The organism is Pseudomonas sp. R45(2017), from assembly GCF_002112305.1.
Lineage (GTDB): Bacteria > Pseudomonadota > Gammaproteobacteria > Pseudomonadales > Pseudomonadaceae > Aquipseudomonas > Aquipseudomonas paraglycinae.
Genome location: NZ_NEHH01000004.1, coordinates 330,279 through 348,929, shown reverse-complemented (window position 1 = coordinate 348,929; position 18,651 = coordinate 330,279). Strand labels below are relative to the sequence as shown.

The following is an 18,651-nucleotide window of genomic DNA, read 5'->3' as shown; positions in this document are numbered from 1 at the left end:
AAACTCTGTGAGCGAACTCATTCGCGTACCTGACATCGGCAGCGGTGAAGGTGAAGTAATCGAACTGTTTGTGAAGGTCGGCGACCGTATCGAAGCCGACCAGAGCATCCTGACCCTGGAATCGGACAAGGCCAGCATGGAAGTGCCGGCCCCGAAAGCCGGCGTCATCAAGAGCCTGAAAGTGAAGCTGGGCGATCGCCTGAAAGAAGGCGACGAACTGCTGGAACTGGAAGTCGAGGGTGCCGCAGCTGCGGCCCCTGCTCCGGCTGCTGCGCCTGCCGCCAAGGCTGAAGCTGCACCGGCAGCCGCTCCTGCACCGGCTGCTCCAGCTGCTGCCCCTGCTGCCGCTTCGGTTCAGCAAGTGCACGTGCCGGACATCGGTTCGTCGGGCAAGGCCCAGATCATCGAGATCCAGGTCAAGGTCGGCGACACCGTCGAGGCTGATCAGTCGCTGATCACCCTGGAATCCGACAAGGCGAGCATGGAAATCCCGTCGCCTGCCGCTGGCGTGGTCAAGGCCATCAGCGTCAAGTTGAACGACGAAGTCGGCACCGGCGACCTGATCCTGGATCTGGAAGTGGCGGGTGCTGCGGCCCCTGCTGCTGCCGCTCCGGCCCAGGCTGCTGCTCCGGCCGCTGCGGCTGCACCAGCACCGGCCGCCGCGCCAGCTGCACCGGTTGCCGACAGCGTTCAGGACATCCACGTTCCGGACATCGGTTCGGCCGGCAAGGCCAAGATCATCGAAGTGCTGGTCAAGGCTGGCGACAGCGTTGAAGCCGACCAGTCGCTGATCACCCTGGAATCCGACAAGGCGAGCATGGAAATCCCGTCGCCTGCCGCTGGCGTGGTGGAAAGCGTTTCCATCAAGCTGGACGATGAAGTCGGCACCGGCGACCTGATCCTCAAGCTGAAAGTCAAAGGCGCTGCTCCTGCTCCTGCTCCTGCCCCGGCTCCAGCTGCCGCTGCTGCTCCGAGCGCTCCGGCGCCGGCCGCTGCTGCTGCTCCGGCTGCCGCTGCACCTGCTGCTGCCGCTCCGGTTGCTGCGCCAGCCAAGCCAGGCGCCAAAGTTCACGCCGGCCCTGCCGTGCGTCAATTGGCTCGCGAATTCGGCGTCGAGCTGAGCGCTGTCGGCGCCAGCGGTCCGCACGGTCGCATCCTGAAAGAAGACGTGCAGGTTTACGTCAAAGCCATGATGCAGAAGGCCAAGGAAGCACCGGCCGCTGCCGCTGGCGCAACCGGTGGCGCGGGCATCCCGCCGATTCCGGTCGTCGACTTCAGCCGTTTCGGCGAAATCGAAGAAGTGCCGATGACCCGCCTGATGCAGGTCGGTGCTGCCAACCTGCACCGCAGCTGGCTGAACGTGCCGCACGTAACGCAATTCGACTCGGCGGATATCACCGAGCTGGAAGCGTTCCGCACCGCACAGAAAGCTGTCGCAGAGAAGGCCGGCGTCAAGCTGACCATCCTGCCGCTGCTGCTCAAGTCCTGCGCGCACCTGCTCAAGGAACTGCCGGACTTCAACAGCTCGCTGGCACCAAGCGGCAAGGCGATCATCCGCAAGAAATACGTGAACATCGGCTTCGCCGTCGACACCCCGGATGGCCTGCTCGTACCGGTCATCAAGAACGTCGACCAGAAGAGCCTGCTGCAACTGGCCGCCGAGGCCGCTTCCCTGGCTGAAAAAGCCCGGACCAAGAAGCTCTCGTCGGACGAGATGCAAGGCGCCTGCTTCACCATTTCCAGCCTCGGCCACATTGGCGGCACCGGCTTCACGCCAATCGTCAACGCGCCGGAAGTGGCGATCCTCGGTGTTTCCAAGGCAACCATCCAGCCAGTCTGGGACGGCAAAGCCTTCCAGCCGAAACTGATGCTGCCACTGTCGCTGTCCTACGATCACCGTGTGATCAACGGCGCCGCTGCTGCACGCTTCACCAAGCGTCTGAGCGACCTGCTGGCGGACATCCGCACCATCCTGCTGTAAAGCGCTCGGCCCTCCGGCAACGGAGGGCCGATCGTGCTCCACGTTTTCGAGCGCCACACGCTCGTACCTCAACCCCGTCAGTTTGGCGGGGCTTTTTTTTGCCTGAAATAACTGTCGCCCGAACTTTTCCCACAACTTGCGCTGATATAAGCCACGACTCGAGTCCACTTCCTGTCGATATTTTTCAGCAACAGGCAACTAACCTTGGCGCATCAAAGTTGCACCAACCAGCCGGGTAACTTTATCAATCACCAACATTTATTCGAATGGACTCGAACATGCTGAAACCTACTGTCGGCCCGATCATTGGCTACACGACAACTAATCAGGTGCGGATCTTTATTCGCGGCGGACTGCAGCATAACGCTGCCGTATTTGCCGGTATTCGCTATCGGATATTGGATTCGAAACAATGGCAGACGGGCCAGTTTGTAAAACTGGATTCAACCCGCGACATGACTGAAGTGCTGGTGCTCGATCATTTGCAGGCCGACACCGACTACGAATACCAGACCGGCTGGTTCAGCCCGATGAGTCCCGTTCACAGTGTGGATAGCGTGGCGGAGTTACCGCTGCAATGGCCACGGGAAACGTATCGCCTGCGCACCCGCAGCCATCAGCCCTTGCAGCCGCGCGCTTATATCCTCGGTTCCTGCCGCTACTTGCGCATGACCGCCGGCATCCCGGTTCTTCCGCATCTGGGCGACCGGATTTTCGCGTCGATCAGTCAATTGATCGAAGGCGCACAACCGGCGATCAGCGCCATCATGATGTGTGGCGATCAAATCTACGCTGATGATTTGAACCTGTTCGCACCGGATCGCGACTATGAAGAGTTCATCGCAAAGTATCGTACGGCGTTTTCCCTGCCCAATATTCGACGACTGATGTCGGAGACTTCGACTTACATGATTCTAGATGATCATGAAATAGAAGATAACTGGCCAATGAACGCCAACGAGTCCGATGAAATACTGTTCAGCAATGCGATGAAGGCTTACGAACTCTATCAAGTCAGTCATAGCCCGGCTTACTCCGCAACAACTAACGGCACAATCGACCGTACTTCACTGAAACACTACTGGTATCAATTCAGCGACGGCGATATCGAATGGTTTGTAACGGACAGTCGAACTCGCCGCAACTTGTCGGCCGAGAACCGCCGCATCCTCGATGAAGAACAGGAACAAGCCTTGTGCAATTGGCTGGTGAAGAGTCCGGCGAGGGTCAAGTTCGTGGTCACCAGTGTCATGTTCTACCCCGACCGCAAAATGAACGGCGATGATGCCTGGGCAGGCTTCCCCGAACAGCGCCTGCGCCTGCTGGAAACCATCCGCTGGCATCGGCTCAGGAACGTCGTGTTCATTTCCGGCGATGTGCATGGCTCGCTGACCAGTCGCCTGAGCCACAGCGAAGACCCGGACTTCGAGGTACACACCGTCGTATCTTCGCCGCTGAGCAACAGCAAATTGCTGCCCTACGCCACCGCCGCGACCTTCATGCTCGACCAGCCGCTGGCGCAGACCGAGGCAGGCGAATACCGGCACGAACTGACCAGCCAAGTCATCAGCCAGGACAACTTTGCGCACATGGTGGTCGAGGCCGGACGGATCCAGGTCAACTATCACGACCGGGATGGCAGGCACCTGCAATCCATCGATATTCCGCTGCGATGAAATCCAGCGGCACGACCGTTCCGGATGGCCGAAGGCTCTGGAACGGCCATCTCCGCGCTTAATAGCATTAGTTTCCGGCAAGTGCTGGAGAAATGTTCACTGCAGCCGACATATTCTTATAGCACTTGGCCTTCATGTCTCTTGTCAGTCGGTGCCGCAATGATGCAACCTTGCCGCAGGCAACAGTAAAGAGGGCGAGAGCCCGGCGCGTTCAGCAAATTTCCAAGCGAGTTCCCTTCATGAAGAGCCAACCCGATGCCGCCAGCCGTATGGTGGCCGAGGTAGTGACGCAGTTGCCTGTGCCCTCGCGGCTCGGCATGCTGCGTTTCGAGCGCCTGAATGAAGCCAGCTGGGCGATGCTGTTTCTCGATCCCAACTGCGAACGCCAGTTCGGCCAGCCCGCCGTTGAACTCTGCGCCCTGGTCGGCTCGCCCTACGCCAGCCTGATGGAGCCCGAAGCGCGCTATCAACTGCACGATGCGATCCAGCAGCAACTCGGCGACAGCCCGCATTATCTGGTGCGCTACACCCTGCACACCGCCGCCGGCGCGCTGAGCATTCTCGAACTCGGCGAAGCCTACAGACAGCACAACCGCCACTTGCTGCGTGGTTACCTGCTGGCGGTCGACAATGTGTTCGACGAAGCACCAGCGCTGCCGTCCGTCGACCTGGAAACCCAGAATTCACGCCTGCAAATCGCCCTTGAACTCAACCAGCGTGCCCAGCAGGAACAGCTGCAACATCTGGAGCGGGTGCGCGCCCAGCAGGACCTGATCCTGCTGCTGGCCCGCCAGCGTTACAGCAGCCAGAACTCCCTGCAAGAAGCCGCCGAACTGATTACCCGCTGCGCCTGCGATATCTACGAAATCGACTGCGCCAGTCTGTGGAACCTTGAAGGCCAGAAGCTGGTGCCGATCTCGGCGTACCACCGCGCCACCCAGGAATACATCCTGCCGGAGGTCATCGACGTCAGCGGCTTCCCCGATTACATGGACGCGTTGCACGGCAGCCGCGCCATCGACGCGCACAACGCGATGCGCGACCCGCGTACCCGGGAAATGGCCGAAGCCCTGCGCCCGCGTGACGTCAACGCCATGCTCGACGCCAGCATCCGCGTCGACGGCCAAGTGGTCGGCGTGCTGTGCCTGGAGCAGACCGGCGTCACCCGCGCCTGGCAGTCCGACGAAATCGCTTTTGCCGGTGAACTGGCCGACCAGTTCGCCCAGGTCATCAACAATCACAACCGCCGCACCGCCACCAGCGCGCTGCACCTGTTCCAGCGTGCGGTCGAGCAAAGCGCCAACGCCTTTTTGCTGGTCAACTGCGACGGCGTGGTCGAGTACGTCAACCCGAGCTTCACCGCGATCACCCAGTACACCACCGAGGAAGTCCACGGCCAGCGCCTGTCGGAGCTGCCGGCCCTGGAAAACCTCAGCGAGCTGCTGTTCGACGCGCCGTCGGCACTGGCCAAGAGCAACAGTTGGCAGGGCGAATTCAAGAGCCGCCGCAAGAACCTCGAACCCTACTGGGGCCAGTTGTCGATCTCCAAGGTCTACGGCGACAACCGTGAGCTGACGCACTACATCGGCATCTACGAAGACATCACCCAGACCAAACTGGCGCAGCAGCGCATCGAGCGCCTGGCCTACACCGACAACCTGACCAACCTCGGCAACCGGCCTGCATTTATCCGCAATCTGGATGAACGCTTCGCCCGGGATAGCGATACCCCGATCAGCCTGCTGCTGGTGGACATCGACAACTTCAAGCGGATCAACGACAGCCTCGGCCACCAGACCGGCGACAAACTGTTGATCAGCCTGGCCCGGCGCCTGCGTAACAGCCTGAGCCCGAGCGGCAGTCTGGCGCGGTTCGCCAGTAACGAGTTCGCAGTGTTGCTCGACGACACAGACCTTGCCACCGGGCAGCAGATCGCCAACCAATTGCTGGCGACTCTGGATAAACCGATGTTCGTCGACAACCAGTTGATCAGCGTCACCGGCTCCGTGGGCCTGGCCTGCGCGCCGCTGCACGGTCGCGACCCGCAGACCCTGATGCGCAACGCCGGCCTCGCTCTGCACAAGGCCAAGGCCAACGGCAAACATCAGGTCCAGGTGTTCACTGAAGCACTGAACGCCGAGGCCAGCTACAAACTGTTCGTCGAGAACAACCTGCGCCGGGCCCTGACCCAGAACGAGCTGGACGTGTTCTATCAGCCGAAGCTGTGCCTGCGCAGCGGTCGTCTGCTGGGCATGGAAGCGCTGCTGCGCTGGAACCACCCGGAACGCGGCATGATCCGCCCGGACCAGTTCATCAGCGTCGCCGAGGAAACCGGCCTGATCATTCCGATCGGCAAATGGATCGCCCGCCAGGCCTGCCGCATGAGCAAGGCGCTGACCGCCGCCGGCATGGGCAATCTGCAGGTGGCGATCAACCTGTCGCCCAAGCAGTTCTCCGACCCGGACCTGGTGGCCTCGATCGCCAACATCCTCAAGGAGGAAGCGCTGCCGGCCAATCTGCTGGAACTGGAACTGACCGAAGGCCTGCTGCTGGAAGCGACCGAAGACACCCACTTGCAGCTCGACCAGCTCAAGCGCCTGGGCCTGACCCTGGCGATGGACGACTTCGGCACCGGTTACTCGTCGCTCAGCTACCTGAAAAAATTCCCGATCGACATCATCAAGATCGATCGCAGCTTCATCCATGAGATCCCGGACAACCAGGACGACATGGAAATCACCTCCGCCGTGATCGCCATGGCCCACAACCTGAAACTCAAGGTCGTCGCCGAAGGCATCGAGACCGCCGAGCAACTGGCGTTCCTGCGTCGCCACCGCTGCGACGTCGGCCAGGGCTACCTGTTCGACCGGCCGATTCCGGGCGCCGAGCTGATCCAGGCGCTCAAGCGCTACCCGCGCGGCCCGCTCTGCCTGTAAATCCCAAGACAGTACCCGCACATTTTGCCTAGTGATTAACGGGGCATCATTGGGCACACTGGCGGTCAGACTTTTTACATCCCATCCTGACTGAGAGGAACGATCATGGTTCTGCGCTCGGAAATTCTGGTGAACAAAAACGTGCTACCGACTAAAGAACAAGCTCTGCCTGGCCGCGAAACCCCGATGGCCCTGCCTGAAAAACACTTTGTTTTCACCGAAACGCCGTTGCTGGGCCCGTTCTTTCAGGACGTCGACTTCGCGATTTTCGGCCTGGGCTGCTTCTGGGGTGCCGAGCGCCGCTTCTGGCAGCGTGAAGGCGTGGTCAGCACCGTGGTCGGTTACGCCGGCGGTTACACGCCGAACCCGACCTACGAAGAAGTCTGCTCGGGCCTGACCGGCCACGCCGAAGTGGTGCTGGTGGTGTTCGACAAGGCCAAGGTCAGCTACGAAGAGCTGCTGGCGATGTTCTGGGAATTGCACAACCCGACGCAGGGCATGCGCCAGGGCAATGACATCGGCACCCAGTACCGTTCGGTGATCTACGCGACCCATCCGGAGCAACTGGAGGCAGCGTTGAAGAGCAAAGCTGTTTATCAGGCCGAACTGTCGAAGGCGGGTCTGGGTGAAATCAGCACCGAGATTGAACAGGCGCCGACCGTTTACTTCGCCGAGGCCTATCACCAGCAGTATCTGGCGAAAAACCCGGAAGGCTATTGCGGGATTGGCGGCACGGGCGTTTGCATGCCGCCGAGTCTGGCGGGGAACTGACCGCGACCACTGATCGTTCCCACGCTCCGCGTGGGAACGATCGGTCAGTGATCAGCTCTCGGCGATCAACCAATCCATCTGCCACCCACCCTGGGTTTGCCCAAGCTTTTTGGACAGCCACGGCAGTAGCTCACGCAATTCTTCCTCCAGCCCCCACGGCGGATTGGCAATCGCCAGGCCAGAGCCGTTCAGGCTGTTCGGCGTGTCCAGTGGATGCACGAGCAGCTCGACCCGCAGCAGTTTCGGCGCACCGGTGCCGGCCAGATCCTGATAGAAACGACGCAGCGCACGCTGATCCTTCACCGGATACCAGATCGCAGCCACGGTCTGGCGCATCCGGCCAATGGCCTCTTTCATCGACGCCGCACAACGCTGCATTTCATCGAGCTGTTCGAACGGCGGATCAATCAGCATCACCGCGCGTTTCTCCTGCACCGGCAACATGGCGCGGGCGACATGCCAGCCCTCGCCCAGATGCACCTTCACCCGACGATCGCCGGCCATGTTCTCCTTGAGCTGCACGCCGTCTTCAGGGTGCTTCTCGTTGAGCATCACCCGGTCCTGCGGTCGGGTCAGACGCCGTGCCAGCTCCGGCGAACCCGGGTAATAACGCAACTGACCGTCCGGGTTCATCTCGTGCAGCACCTTCATATAGTCGGCGGTCAGCGCCGGCAGATCCGGCTGATCCCACAACCGCGCGATGCCTTCCAGGTACTCGCCGGTACGGTTGGCCTGATCACCCTGCAGGTCATACAGACCGATGCCGGCGTGGCTGTCGAGATAGGCAAACGGCTGCTCCTTGCGCGACATCAGGGCGATGAGGCGGGTCAAAGTCAGGTGTTTGAACACATCGGCGTGATTGCCGGCATGGAAGGCGTGACGATAATTCATGGCTGCTCCTGCGAGGGCCGTGAAGTTTACCTTTTACCGGGCGGCAAGTCAGGGGTTGGGGGCTGAGTGGGCGTTCCCGGCGCTACACTGGCCGCAACCACCTGACAGGAAGTCTGAAAATCATGTATTGCCGGATCATTGCCCTCCTTTGCCTGCCGGGCTCATTACACGCCTTCGCTGGCGAAGAACACACCGAACAGGCACGCCAGAATCTGAAGAACTACGGTTTGAGCTACTGCATCCTGGCGCCATTCAAAGAACAATCTGCACTGGAAAAAGACATCGGACTGTCCGCCGGAGCCTACTCGCTCATGGGCAAAGGCCTGCACACCATTGTTCAGAATGAGGACACGCTGGAGGTCACGCATGATCCGTATGCCGAGACAGAGAAATACATGGCAGACGCATACCTCAAAAAATCATCGACCAGCAAACAGACTGGTAAAAATATAGTTTTCTATTCTTGTCTGGAAATTTATAACTCCCCGGAATTTGACGCTTTCATCAAGTCGCAGGATCGGTATCTGCAAAACTGAAATCTTCTCGCCTGACTAAATGATCTTTCCAAAACGGATGTTGGAAAGGGGTGAGTGGGCAGTCTAGCTGTCGGGTACATCCGTGAGAGCCCCCTCACCCTAGCCCTCTCCCGGAGGGAGAGGGGACTGACCGAGGTGATCTTTCGGTTTGCATCGACCTGAAAAATCACCGCGACCTCAGCTTGGCCAAGCGAAGTTCACCACCGAAGTCGCAGGTCGACGTACATGACCCAAACAACTCGGTCGGTCCCCTCTACCCCTTGGGAGAGGGCTAGGGTGAGGGGTTGGGGATCTAAGGCCGGTCACGCAACCTGCGGCCAATCACATCCAACACATCACAGCCATCACGCAACGGAATCACGCAGAGCTGGGCGAAGTCACTGAGGATGGCCGAGTCGCACTCGACCGAGCCGCGCATGCACATGTTTTCCAGGACCTGGATTACAGCGCGAATGCGGTAGTTGGCGGCGTCCATCAGGATGTCGAGCGGGGCGTGGGTGTCGATGAACAGGGTGGGCATGTCGTTGCAGTTGCTGGTCAGCGCCATGAGGCGGTTGTTGGGGTGAGGGATGAATGGTTCGTAGGGTGGATCGGGATGAAGTTTGCTCATTTTTGAACCTCTGGTAGTGAAGTGAGCTTCCACCGTTCCCCTCCTACGGATTGGGTGGCAGCCATGCGCGGGGTAGGAGGACTGAGACCAGAGCACTCAGCCACGCCGAAGCGTGCCCGCGCATAACCGCCGCAAAAGATCTTACGGTCGTGCGAAGACTGCCGCAAATCGGGCAACGACGCTTATGCACTGCTCTGGAATCAGGGCTCCTACGCCCTTTCTCCACACTTGCGGAGACAACCAAAGACTATCCCCGCACCACCGCGCCCACCAGTTCACGCAAACCGCCGCAACTCGCAGGAAACGTCCGAAGCCTTTGCCCGGAAATTTCACTCTGATTCGTCCCGCAAGTAGTCCAGCAGTGCCGAAGCCGACGATTCGTCCGACGCTGAAACCGCAAAAAACCTGACAACCTTGCAGCGCAAGACATCGGCGGGGAACGCTTCGAACAACGCCGGTTGCTCCTCGCTCAACCACTGCAAGGCGTTGTTGATCCGGGCATCTTCGCCGAATTGCGCCAGCAGTTTTTCCGGCACCGACCACCAAGGAAACTCTCGACCGGAGACCTGCGCTCTACCCCCTATCTCGACGGCCTGACCGTTGATCAATCCTCGCGTGAGGACCGGTAGTAGTTGCCCGGCATCCACCTCGGACGACTCAAGGATCGGCAATAAATACCGCCCATCCCAAAACCGGAAGAACACCACTTTCCCGTCCGGCATCAGCACCTGGGTCAAACTGCGGAAGTGCTCGACCACCGCCTCAAGCCCCGCTGAAGAAACCGCCAGCCAGCCCCAGTCGCGAGACTCCGTGGTCGCCACCCAATCCAGAAACTCACTGCCCGCGTCGACGATTCCCACGTAGGGCATCACCGCATCCCACTCGGCATAGATCGTTTCCGCCCAGACCGGTTTCGGCATCTGCGCTTTCAGCGGCCAGGCCTTCAGTGGCTCTGCCGCACTGGCGCTACTGAAAATCGCGAACAACTGCTCCGACGGCTTCAGCGGCACATCCTTCAACCATTGTTCAGGCTGCACAGACACCACCCTTGCAGCGCTCGCATTCTTCGCAGAACGGCGCATCACCTTTAAGGCTCATGATTTGCGCCGCAGTCAGAATCACAGCCGGTGCCGCCACCAGTTTTTCCGGCAACCCCGGCACTGTCGGCGCCGCGCTCATCGCCGCCATTGGCGCGCCACCCACCACAATCGGCACGCTGCTGAAGATCCCGCCGGGGCCGATGTTGATCCACTGCCCGCCCGCCTGAATCGTCGCGCTCGCCCCGCCGTCGATCACCACTTGCTGGCCTGCGCTGACGTGGAATTGAGCACTGGCGTTGATCGCCTGATTGCTTACGCGGATGTGCCGGTCGCCGGTCACCGTGAGGTGGTCGTCCTGCTTCACTTCGGTCTGGCGCTGGCCGTGGGTGATGCGCTGCTCATCGGCTTTCAGTTCATGCTTGGCGAGACCGGTCACAACGACGCTGCGCTGGTTATCGACCTGCACCTGCTGATCGTTCAGCACATGCTGCGTCCAGTTTCGCTGGGCCCGCAGGTAGATTTCCTCGGCGCCTTTGCGATCCTCGATGCGCAGTTCGTTGTAGCCCCCACCGCCGGGACTGCTCTGGCTGCGGAAAATACTGCGGGTCTTGTCGGCCGGCAGGTCCAGCGGCACTGGCGTCGCGGCGTTCGGCAGGCAAGCCATGACCAGCGGTTTGTCGGCATCGGAATCGATGAACCCCACCAGCACTTCCATGCCGACCCGCGGAATCAGCACGCTGCCATAACGGTCATGAGCCCAGCCGCTGGCGACCCGCAGCCAGCAACTGGAATGCTCGTTGAGTTCGCCGTCGCGATCCCAGGCCAGTTGCACCTTGACCCGACCGTACTCGTCGCAATGGATTTCACTGTCTTGCGGACCAGTGACCACGGCTGGCTGATAACCGAGCATCCGAGGTTTTTCCGGGCCCATCGGCGGGCGGAAGAACACGTCCCACGGTGTGGCGAGAAAGGTATTACGGTAACCCTGGAATTCGTCACCCTCGCTGGTCACCGATTCCTCCAGCACTTGCGGCTGTCGGCCATGGTGCTCGATTGCGGTCAGCAGCCAGAGGTCATTCAGATCCTGGCGCGGATGCTCGGCCAGTTGCAGGAAATGTCCGCTGACCAAGGCAGATTGATCGCTGCGCCCCTCGGCCTGACGGTAATCGGCGACATGCCGCTCAAGCGTGCGCTGGGCCAGTTGCTTGCCAGTGGCGCGATCGGTGAACTGGCCGGGAAAGTGGTAATCCTCCAGCACCGGGCGCTGGTCGCTTTCCACCCAGCTCTGCAGCGCCAGCCGCGGTTTGGTGAAGTCGTAATCACGCCGGGTGACCACGCTGGTGCGGGTTTCCACTCGAACGGTGAAGCGCTTGATTGCCGGTGCCGATGCAGCCATGCCGCTGCCCGGCAGGTACAGCGTCGGCTCGGCCAGACGTGGGAACACCGTTTGATCGTCACCGAACACCAACAGATGCCCGTCCGGGCTGTGCTGAAAGTGGAAGTGAATGCCGACTTCGGCACACAGCCGCTGGATGAACGCCAGATCGCTCTCGGCGTACTGCACGCAATACTCACGCGGCGGGTAATCGCTGCCGAGGCGAAATTCGAAGGCGTCGCGCAGGATCGCGTGATCCTTGAGGATCTGCGTCACAATCTGCGGCACGCTTTGATGCTGGAAGATCCGCTGATTGATCCGATGACCCAGATAGGCCAGACGCGGAACGAGGCTGACGTGATAGCGGGTCAGACGCTTGCCGGAATCCCCCTGCCCGACCCGATAGATCTGACCGTGGATACCGGAACCGTCTTCATCAAAACTCAGAAACGCCTGACAGTGCAGCAGGCTTTCCAGATCCAGATCCGGCCGTTCACTGACCAGCTCCAGGTCAAAGCGAAAGGGTTGGCTGATGGCTTCCTTGCCCGTGAACTCAAGGACTTTGAGGTCAAACAGGGCGCCTTCGACGGTCAACGTGAAACGCGGTTGATTGGCAGGCGCGAACATCCGATGTCTCTCTGCAGATTGAGGGCGGGCGATTCTGCATGAGGGGCAAGGGGTGCAGGTTGGGTGACTGAAAAATCAGATTTCCCCTACTTGAAACTTCGATCTCCCCTTCAAGAATTGGCGCATTCGACTACAGACTTTGCCTTCAGAAAAATCGCAGGCAAAAAAAACGGCCCGCTTCCTGGTAGGAAACGGGCCGCTTTCTGGTGAGCCTCAGCTCATTTCCATCACTTGTTCAGATGGAAATCCTTCTCGGCCGCTTCAAAGCGCTGAACCATGCCAGTGCTCGGCTGCCCCATCAGGCTGACGAAGTAGATCGCCAGGCTGGCGAAGATGAAGCCCGGGATGATTTCGTACAGGCCCAGCACTTCGAAATGCTTCCACACGATCACGGTGATCGCGCCGACCAGGATGCCCGCCAGTGCGCCGTCACGGGTCATCTTTTTCCAGATCACCGAGATCAGCACCACAGGACCGAAGGCCGCACCGAAACCAGCCCAGGCGTAGGACACCAGACCCAGCACGCGGTTTTCCGGGTTGGCAGCCAGGGCGATAGCAACCAGCGCAACCAGCAGCACCATGGCGCGACCAACCCATACCAGCTCCACTTGCGAAGCGGATTTACGCAGGAAAGCCTTGTAGAAGTCTTCGGTCAGGGCGCTCGAGCACACCAGCAACTGACAGCTCAGGGTGCTCATTACTGCCGCGAGAATCGCCGACAACAGCACGCCTGCAATCCACGGGTTAAAGAGGATTTTCGCCAGTTCAATGAACACGCGCTCGTGGTTTTCGGTCACTGGACCGGCCACTTCCGGGTGCGCCGAGAAGTAAGCGATACCGAAGAAGCCCACCGCCACGGTGCCGCCCAGGCACAGGATCATCCAGGTCATGGAGATGCGACGGGCGTTGGCGATGGATTTCACCGAATCAGCGGCCATGAAACGCGCCAGGATGTGCGGCTGACCGAAGTAGCCCAGACCCCAACCCATCAGCGAGATGATGCCGATGAAAGTGGTGCCCTTGAGCATGTCGAAGTTGCTCGGGTCCTGCGCTTCGATCGCCAGGAACGTGGTGTCGACGCCGCCGGTGGCCAGCAGCACGATGATCGGCGTCAGCAGCAGGGCGAAGATCATCAGGGTGGCTTGTACGGTGTCGGTCCAGCTCACCGCGAGGAAACCGCCGACGAAGGTGTAGGCGATCGTCGCCGCAGCACCGGCCCACAGCGCCGTCTCGTAGGACATGCCGAAGGTGCTTTCGAACAGACGGGCACCGGCCACGATGCCGGAAGCGCAGTAGATGGTGAAGAACACCAGAATCACGACTGCCGAAATGATGCGCAGCAGACCGCTCTTGTCTTCGAAACGGCTGGAGAAGTAGTCCGGCAGGGTCAGTGCATCGCCGTTGTGCTCGGTCTGAACACGCAGACGACCGGCGACGAACAGCCAGTTCAGGTAGGCACCGACGATCAGGCCGATGGCGATCCAGCTTTCGGACAGGCCAGACATGTAGATGGCGCCCGGCAGGCCCATCAGCAACCAGCCGCTCATGTCGGAAGCGCCGGCGGACAATGCCGTCACCACGCTGCCCAGGCTGCGGCCGCCCAGAATATAGTCAGAAAGGTTATTGGTGGAGCGATAGGCCATGAAGCCGATCAGCACCATTGCTGCGATGTAGATCACGAACGTGATCAGGGTTGGATTGCTTGCGCTCATTACGTACGTGCCCTGGCTTTGTTTTTATGTAGCGGCGGCGGTTGCACCGTTTGCAGACTGACGTCTGACAGACGATTCGCACGGCCGCGCATTTATGACCAATGTTTCCCCAGGAAAGCCATTGGCCGGTGCGTCGGGTTTCCCCGGTTGCACCTGGGCGCGAATCCTATGCAACAAAGTAAAACAGGTGCAACCAGTTTCTTGAGAATTAGTTGCACCCAGTCGGATTTATCTTACGGAAGTGGCTTTTTGCTCCCTTTTAACGCAGTGACAACGCTTTTCTAGAAGCAAAAGCACCAAGCAAGAGCAGCACTTTCGTACCAGAAATTATTTCCTGACGAGCTGCAGAATATTCCGACAAAAAAGGGTTGCACCCGGTTGCACCTGTTTCGGCTCGCGGCTAATCTTGCCGCCAGCTGTTGTCGCGCAACTGCGGCACCTATGAGGATAAAAATATGGCTACCACCACCCTTGGGGTCAAACTTGACGACCCGACCCGCGAACGCCTGAAGGCCGCCGCAACCTCGATTGATCGCACACCGCACTGGCTGATCAAGCAGGCAATTTTCAATTACCTGGAAAAACTCGAGGGTGGTGCAACCCTGACCGAGCTGAACAGTTTGACCGCCAAGGACGCCGACGACGCGGGCGAAGTCCACACCGATCACGCTCACCAATGCTTCCTCGAATTCGCCGAAAGCATCCTGCCGCAGTCGGTGCTGCGCGCCTCGATCACCGCCGCTTACCGTCGCCCTGAGCCGGAAGTCGTACCGATGCTGATCGAGCAGGCACGCCTGCCGGCACCGATGGCCGAAGCCACCAACAAGCTCGCCGCGACCATCGCGGAAAAACTGCGTAACCAGAAGAGTGCCGGCGGTCGTGCAGGCATTGTTCAGGGTCTGTTGCAGGAATTTTCCCTGTCGTCCCAGGAAGGCGTGGCGCTGATGTGCCTGGCCGAAGCGCTGCTGCGTATCCCGGACAAAGGCACTCGCGATGCGCTGATCCGCGACAAAATCAGCACCGGCAACTGGCAGCCACACCTGGGCAACAGCCCTTCGCTGTTCGTCAACGCCGCAACCTGGGGCCTGCTGCTGACCGGCAAACTGGTTTCCACTCACAACGAAGCCGGCCTGACTTCGTCCCTGAGCCGCATCATCGGAAAGAGCGGCGAGCCGATGATCCGCAAGGGCGTCGACATGGCCATGCGCCTGATGGGCGAGCAGTTCGTGACCGGCGAAACCATCGCCGAAGCCCTGGCCAATGCGAGCAAATTCGAAGCCAAAGGCTTCCGCTATTCCTACGACATGCTCGGTGAAGCGGCGCTGACCGAACACGACGCCCAGAAGTACCTGGCCTCGTACGAACAAGCCATTCACTCGATCGGCAAAGCGTCCCACGGCCGTGGGATTTATGAAGGCCCGGGCATCTCGATCAAGCTGTCGGCCCTGCACCCGCGTTACAGCCGGGCCCAGTACGAGCGCGTGATGGACGAGCTGTACCCGCGCCTGCTGTCGCTGACCCTGCTGGCCAAGCAATACGACATCGGCCTGAACATCGACGCCGAAGAAGCCGACCGCCTGGAGCTGTCGCTGGATCTGCTCGAGCGCCTGTGCTTCGAGCCGCAACTGACCGGCTGGAACGGCATCGGTTTCGTGATCCAGGCCTACCAGAAGCGTTGCCCGTACGTGATCGACTACGTGATCGACCTGGCTCGCCGCAGCCGTCATCGCCTGATGATCCGTCTGGTGAAAGGCGCGTACTGGGACAGCGAAATCAAGCGCGCTCAGGTCGAAGGCCTGGAAGGCTATCCGGTCTACACCCGCAAGGTGTACACCGACGTTTCCTACATCGCCTGCGCCCGCAAACTGCTGTCGGTGCCGGAAGTCATCTACCCGCAATTCGCCACGCACAACGCCCACACCCTGTCGGCGATTTATCACATTGCCGGTCAGAACTATTACCCGGGCCAGTATGAGTTCCAGTGCCTGCACGGCATGGGCGAACCGTTGTACGAACAGGTTGTAGGCAAAGTCTCCGAAGGCAAGCTGAACCGTCCGTGCCGTGTGTACGCTCCGGTCGGCACCCACGAAACCCTGCTGGCGTACCTCGTACGTCGTCTGCTGGAAAACGGCGCCAACACCTCGTTCGTCAACCGCATCGCCGACCAGTCGATTTCGATCCAGGAACTGGTGGCCGATCCGGTGGCGCAGATCGAGCAGATGGCGACCGTGGAAGGTGGTTTCGGCCTGCCGCACCCGCGCATTCCGCTGCCGCGTGACCTGTACGGTTCCGAGCGTGCCAACTCTGCCGGCATCGACATGGCCAACGAACATCGTCTGGCTTCGCTGTCCTGTGCCCTGCTGGCGACCGCGCACAACAACTGGAAAGCTGCGCCGATGCTCGGTTGCGCCTCCAGCAACGAAGCGCCGGCACCGGTGCTGAACCCGTCCGATCTGCGTGACGTGGTCGGCCACGTGCAGGAAGCCACGGTCGAAGACGTCGACAACGCAATCCAATGCGCCCTGAACGCCGCACCGATCTGGCAGGCCACCCCGCCGGCCGAACGTGCCGCGATTCTGGAACGCGCCGCTGACTTGATGGAAGGCGAGATCCAGCCGCTGATGGGCCTGCTGGCCCGCGAGGCCGGCAAGACCTTCGCCAACGCCATCGCCGAAGTCCGCGAAGCCGTCGACTTCCTGCGTTACTACGCGGTGCAGGCTCGCAACGATTTTAGCAACGACGCCCACCGCCCACTGGGCCCGGTGGTCTGCATCAGCCCGTGGAACTTCCCGCTGGCGATCTTCAGCGGTCAGGTCGCCGCCGCACTGGCCGCCGGTAACCCGGTGCTGGCCAAACCGGCCGAACAGACTCCGCTGGTCGCCGCACAAGCCGTGCGTCTGATGCTCGAAGCCGGGATTCCGGAAGGCGTGCTGCAACTGTTGCCGGGTCGCGGTGAAACCGTCGGCGCCGGTCTGGTGGGCGATGAGCGCGTCAAAGGCGTGATGTTTACCGGTTCCACCGAAGTCGCGCGTCTGCTGCAACGCAACATTGCTGGTCGCCTCGACAACCAGGGCCGTCCGATTCCGCTGATCGCCGAAACCGGCGGCCAGAACGCGATGATCGTCGACTCTTCAGCACTGACCGAACAGGTGGTGATCGACGTGGTGTCGTCGGCCTTCGACAGCGCCGGCCAGCGTTGCTCGGCCCTGCGTGTTCTGTGCTTGCAGGAAGATTCCGCTGATCGCGTCATCGAAATGCTCAAGGGCGCGATGGCTGAAAGCCGTCTCGGCAACCCGGAGCGCCTGTCCGTGGACATCGGCCCGGTGATCGACGCCGAAGCCAAGGCCGGTATCGAGAAGCACATCCAGGGCATGCGCGACAAAGGTCGCAACGTGTACCAGGTGGCCATCGCCGATACCGAGGAAGTCAAACGCGGCACCTTCGTCATGCCGACCCTGATCGAGCTGGAAAGCTTCGACGAACTGCAACGCGAGATCTTCGGCCCGGTGCTGCACGTGGTGCGCTACAAGCGTAAAGAGATCGACCAGTTGATCGCCCAGATCAACGCCTCCGGTTACGGCCTGACCCTCGGCGTGCACACCCGCATCGACGAGACCATCGCCAAGGTGATCGACAACGTCAACGCCGGCAACGTCTACGTCAACCGCAACATCGTCGGTGCCGTGGTCGGCGTCCAGCCGTTCGGTGGTGAAGGCCTGTCGGGTACTGGCCCGAAAGCCGGTGGCCCGCTGTACCTGTACCGTCTGCTGTCGACGCGTCCTACCGATGCCATCGAACAATCCTTCGCTCGCGGTGATGCTGCCGTGGCACCGGACGTTCGTCTGCGCGACGCCATGAGCAAACCGCTGACCGCCCTGAAAGCCTGGGCCGACAGCAACAAGTTCGCCGACCTGAGCACCCTGTGCGTGCAGTACGCAGCGCAGTCGCAAAGCGGTATCACCCGCGTACTGGCCGGCCCGACCGGCGAGAAGAACAGCTACGCGATCCTGCCGCGCGAGCACGTGCTGTGCCTGGCTGACATCGAAGGTGATCTGCTGACCCAACTCGCGGCGGTACTGGCGGTGGGCGGTTCGGCGGTCTGGCCGGAATCCGACACCAGCAAGGCATTGTTCGCACGCCTGCCGAAGGAGATTCAGGCGCGGATCAAACTGGTTTCCGACTGGAACAAGGACGACGTGGTGTTCGATGCGGTTCTGCATCACGGCCACTCCGACCAGTTGCGTGCGGTCTGCCAGCAGATCGCCAAACGTGCTGGCGCCATTGTTGGAGTCCAGGGTCTGTCCCAGGGCGAGACCAACATTGCGCTGGAGCGTCTGGTGATCGAGCGCGCGTTGAGCGTCAACACTGCGGCAGCGGGCGGTAACGCCAGCCTGATGACCATCGGATAAAAGCAGCTGCAAGCTTCGAGCGACAAGCTGCAAGTAAAAGCAAACTGCTCTTACTTGCGGCTTGAAGCTTGTAACTTGTGCCGCCCC

At 60.7% G+C, this 18,651-nt stretch carries 11 protein-coding genes; 6 read left to right on the top strand and 5 right to left on the bottom strand.

The genetic code is table 11. From position 1 onward, the window contains the following. Window positions 1-7: 7 nt before the first annotated feature. The 4 genes from aceF (at window position 8) to msrA (ending at window position 7,364) form a co-directional block, all read left to right on the top strand. Window positions 8-1,981 (top strand): dihydrolipoyllysine-residue acetyltransferase, encoded by a 1,974-nt coding sequence (gene aceF / locus CAF74_RS11675; RefSeq protein WP_085746458.1) that lies wholly within the window; start codon window positions 8-10, stop codon window positions 1,979-1,981. 278 nt (window positions 1,982-2,259) lie between these two features. Beyond that, window positions 2,260-3,657 (top strand): alkaline phosphatase D family protein, encoded by a 1,398-nt coding sequence (locus tag CAF74_RS11670; RefSeq protein ID WP_085746457.1) that lies wholly within the window; start codon window positions 2,260-2,262, stop codon window positions 3,655-3,657. 239 nt (window positions 3,658-3,896) lie between these two features. Beyond that, the gene (locus CAF74_RS11665) at window positions 3,897-6,593 is read left to right on the top strand and encodes a bifunctional diguanylate cyclase/phosphodiesterase (RefSeq protein ID WP_085746456.1); all 2,697 of its coding nucleotides are present in this window, start codon (window positions 3,897-3,899) and stop codon (window positions 6,591-6,593) included. 105 nt (window positions 6,594-6,698) lie between these two features. After that, window positions 6,699-7,364, top strand: coding sequence for a peptide-methionine (S)-S-oxide reductase MsrA (gene msrA, locus CAF74_RS11660; protein ID WP_074689601.1), 666 nt, complete (start codon window positions 6,699-6,701; stop codon window positions 7,362-7,364). A gap of 51 nt (window positions 7,365-7,415) precedes the next feature. On the opposite strand, the gene CAF74_RS11655 is transcribed toward msrA, so the two are convergent. Continuing rightward, entirely contained in the window at window positions 7,416-8,255 is an 840-nt protein-coding gene (locus CAF74_RS11655) for a 23S rRNA (adenine(2030)-N(6))-methyltransferase RlmJ (protein WP_085746455.1), read from the bottom strand. A 122-nt stretch (window positions 8,256-8,377) separates the two neighbouring features. On the opposite strand from CAF74_RS11655, the gene CAF74_RS11650 reads away from it, so the two are divergent. Continuing rightward, entirely contained in the window at window positions 8,378-8,791 is a 414-nt protein-coding gene (locus tag CAF74_RS11650; RefSeq protein WP_085746454.1) for a hypothetical protein, read from the top strand. 292 nt (window positions 8,792-9,083) lie between these two features. Here CAF74_RS11650 and CAF74_RS11645 read toward each other — a convergent pair whose 3' ends face one another. From CAF74_RS11645 to putP, 4 genes are all read right to left on the bottom strand, one after another. Next, complete coding sequence (locus CAF74_RS11645; protein ID WP_085746453.1) at window positions 9,084-9,401, bottom strand: hypothetical protein; 318 nt, start codon at window positions 9,399-9,401, stop codon at window positions 9,084-9,086. Window positions 9,402-9,730: 329 nt separating this feature from the next. Continuing rightward, window positions 9,731-10,483, bottom strand: a complete 753-nt coding sequence (locus CAF74_RS11640; protein WP_102686822.1) for a DUF4123 domain-containing protein — start codon at window positions 10,481-10,483, stop codon at window positions 9,731-9,733. After that, window positions 10,428-12,443, bottom strand: coding sequence for a type VI secretion system tip protein VgrG (locus tag CAF74_RS11635; protein ID WP_085746451.1), 2,016 nt, complete (start codon window positions 12,441-12,443; stop codon window positions 10,428-10,430). The genes CAF74_RS11640 and CAF74_RS11635 overlap by 56 nt, the downstream gene beginning before the upstream one ends. A gap of 227 nt (window positions 12,444-12,670) precedes the next feature. Further along, the gene (putP, locus tag CAF74_RS11630; RefSeq protein ID WP_085746450.1) at window positions 12,671-14,155 is read right to left on the bottom strand and encodes a sodium/proline symporter PutP; all 1,485 of its coding nucleotides are present in this window, start codon (window positions 14,153-14,155) and stop codon (window positions 12,671-12,673) included. A gap of 455 nt (window positions 14,156-14,610) precedes the next feature. On the opposite strand from putP, the gene putA reads away from it, so the two are divergent. After that, the gene (putA, locus tag CAF74_RS11625) at window positions 14,611-18,564 is read left to right on the top strand and encodes a trifunctional transcriptional regulator/proline dehydrogenase/L-glutamate gamma-semialdehyde dehydrogenase (protein ID WP_085746449.1); all 3,954 of its coding nucleotides are present in this window, start codon (window positions 14,611-14,613) and stop codon (window positions 18,562-18,564) included. The last annotated feature ends 87 nt before the right edge of the window (window positions 18,565-18,651 follow it).

Coding starts and splice junctions, on each gene's coding strand:
- CAF74_RS11670 (WP_085746457.1), top strand. CDS start 2,260: ATGCTGAAACCTACTGTCGGCCCGATCATTGGCTACACGACAACTAAT.
- CAF74_RS11665 (WP_085746456.1), top strand. CDS start 3,897: ATGAAGAGCCAACCCGATGCCGCCAGCCGTATGGTGGCCGAGGTAGTG.
- msrA (WP_074689601.1), top strand. CDS start 6,699: ATGGTTCTGCGCTCGGAAATTCTGGTGAACAAAAACGTGCTACCGACT.
- CAF74_RS11655 (WP_085746455.1), bottom strand. CDS start 8,255: ATGAATTATCGTCACGCCTTCCATGCCGGCAATCACGCCGATGTGTTC.
- CAF74_RS11650 (WP_085746454.1), top strand. CDS start 8,378: ATGTATTGCCGGATCATTGCCCTCCTTTGCCTGCCGGGCTCATTACAC.
- CAF74_RS11645 (WP_085746453.1), bottom strand. CDS start 9,401: ATGAGCAAACTTCATCCCGATCCACCCTACGAACCATTCATCCCTCAC.
- CAF74_RS11640 (WP_102686822.1), bottom strand. CDS start 10,483: ATGCGCCGTTCTGCGAAGAATGCGAGCGCTGCAAGGGTGGTGTCTGTG.
- CAF74_RS11635 (WP_085746451.1), bottom strand. CDS start 12,443: ATGTTCGCGCCTGCCAATCAACCGCGTTTCACGTTGACCGTCGAAGGC.
- putP (WP_085746450.1), bottom strand. CDS start 14,155: ATGAGCGCAAGCAATCCAACCCTGATCACGTTCGTGATCTACATCGCA.
- putA (WP_085746449.1), top strand. CDS start 14,611: ATGGCTACCACCACCCTTGGGGTCAAACTTGACGACCCGACCCGCGAA.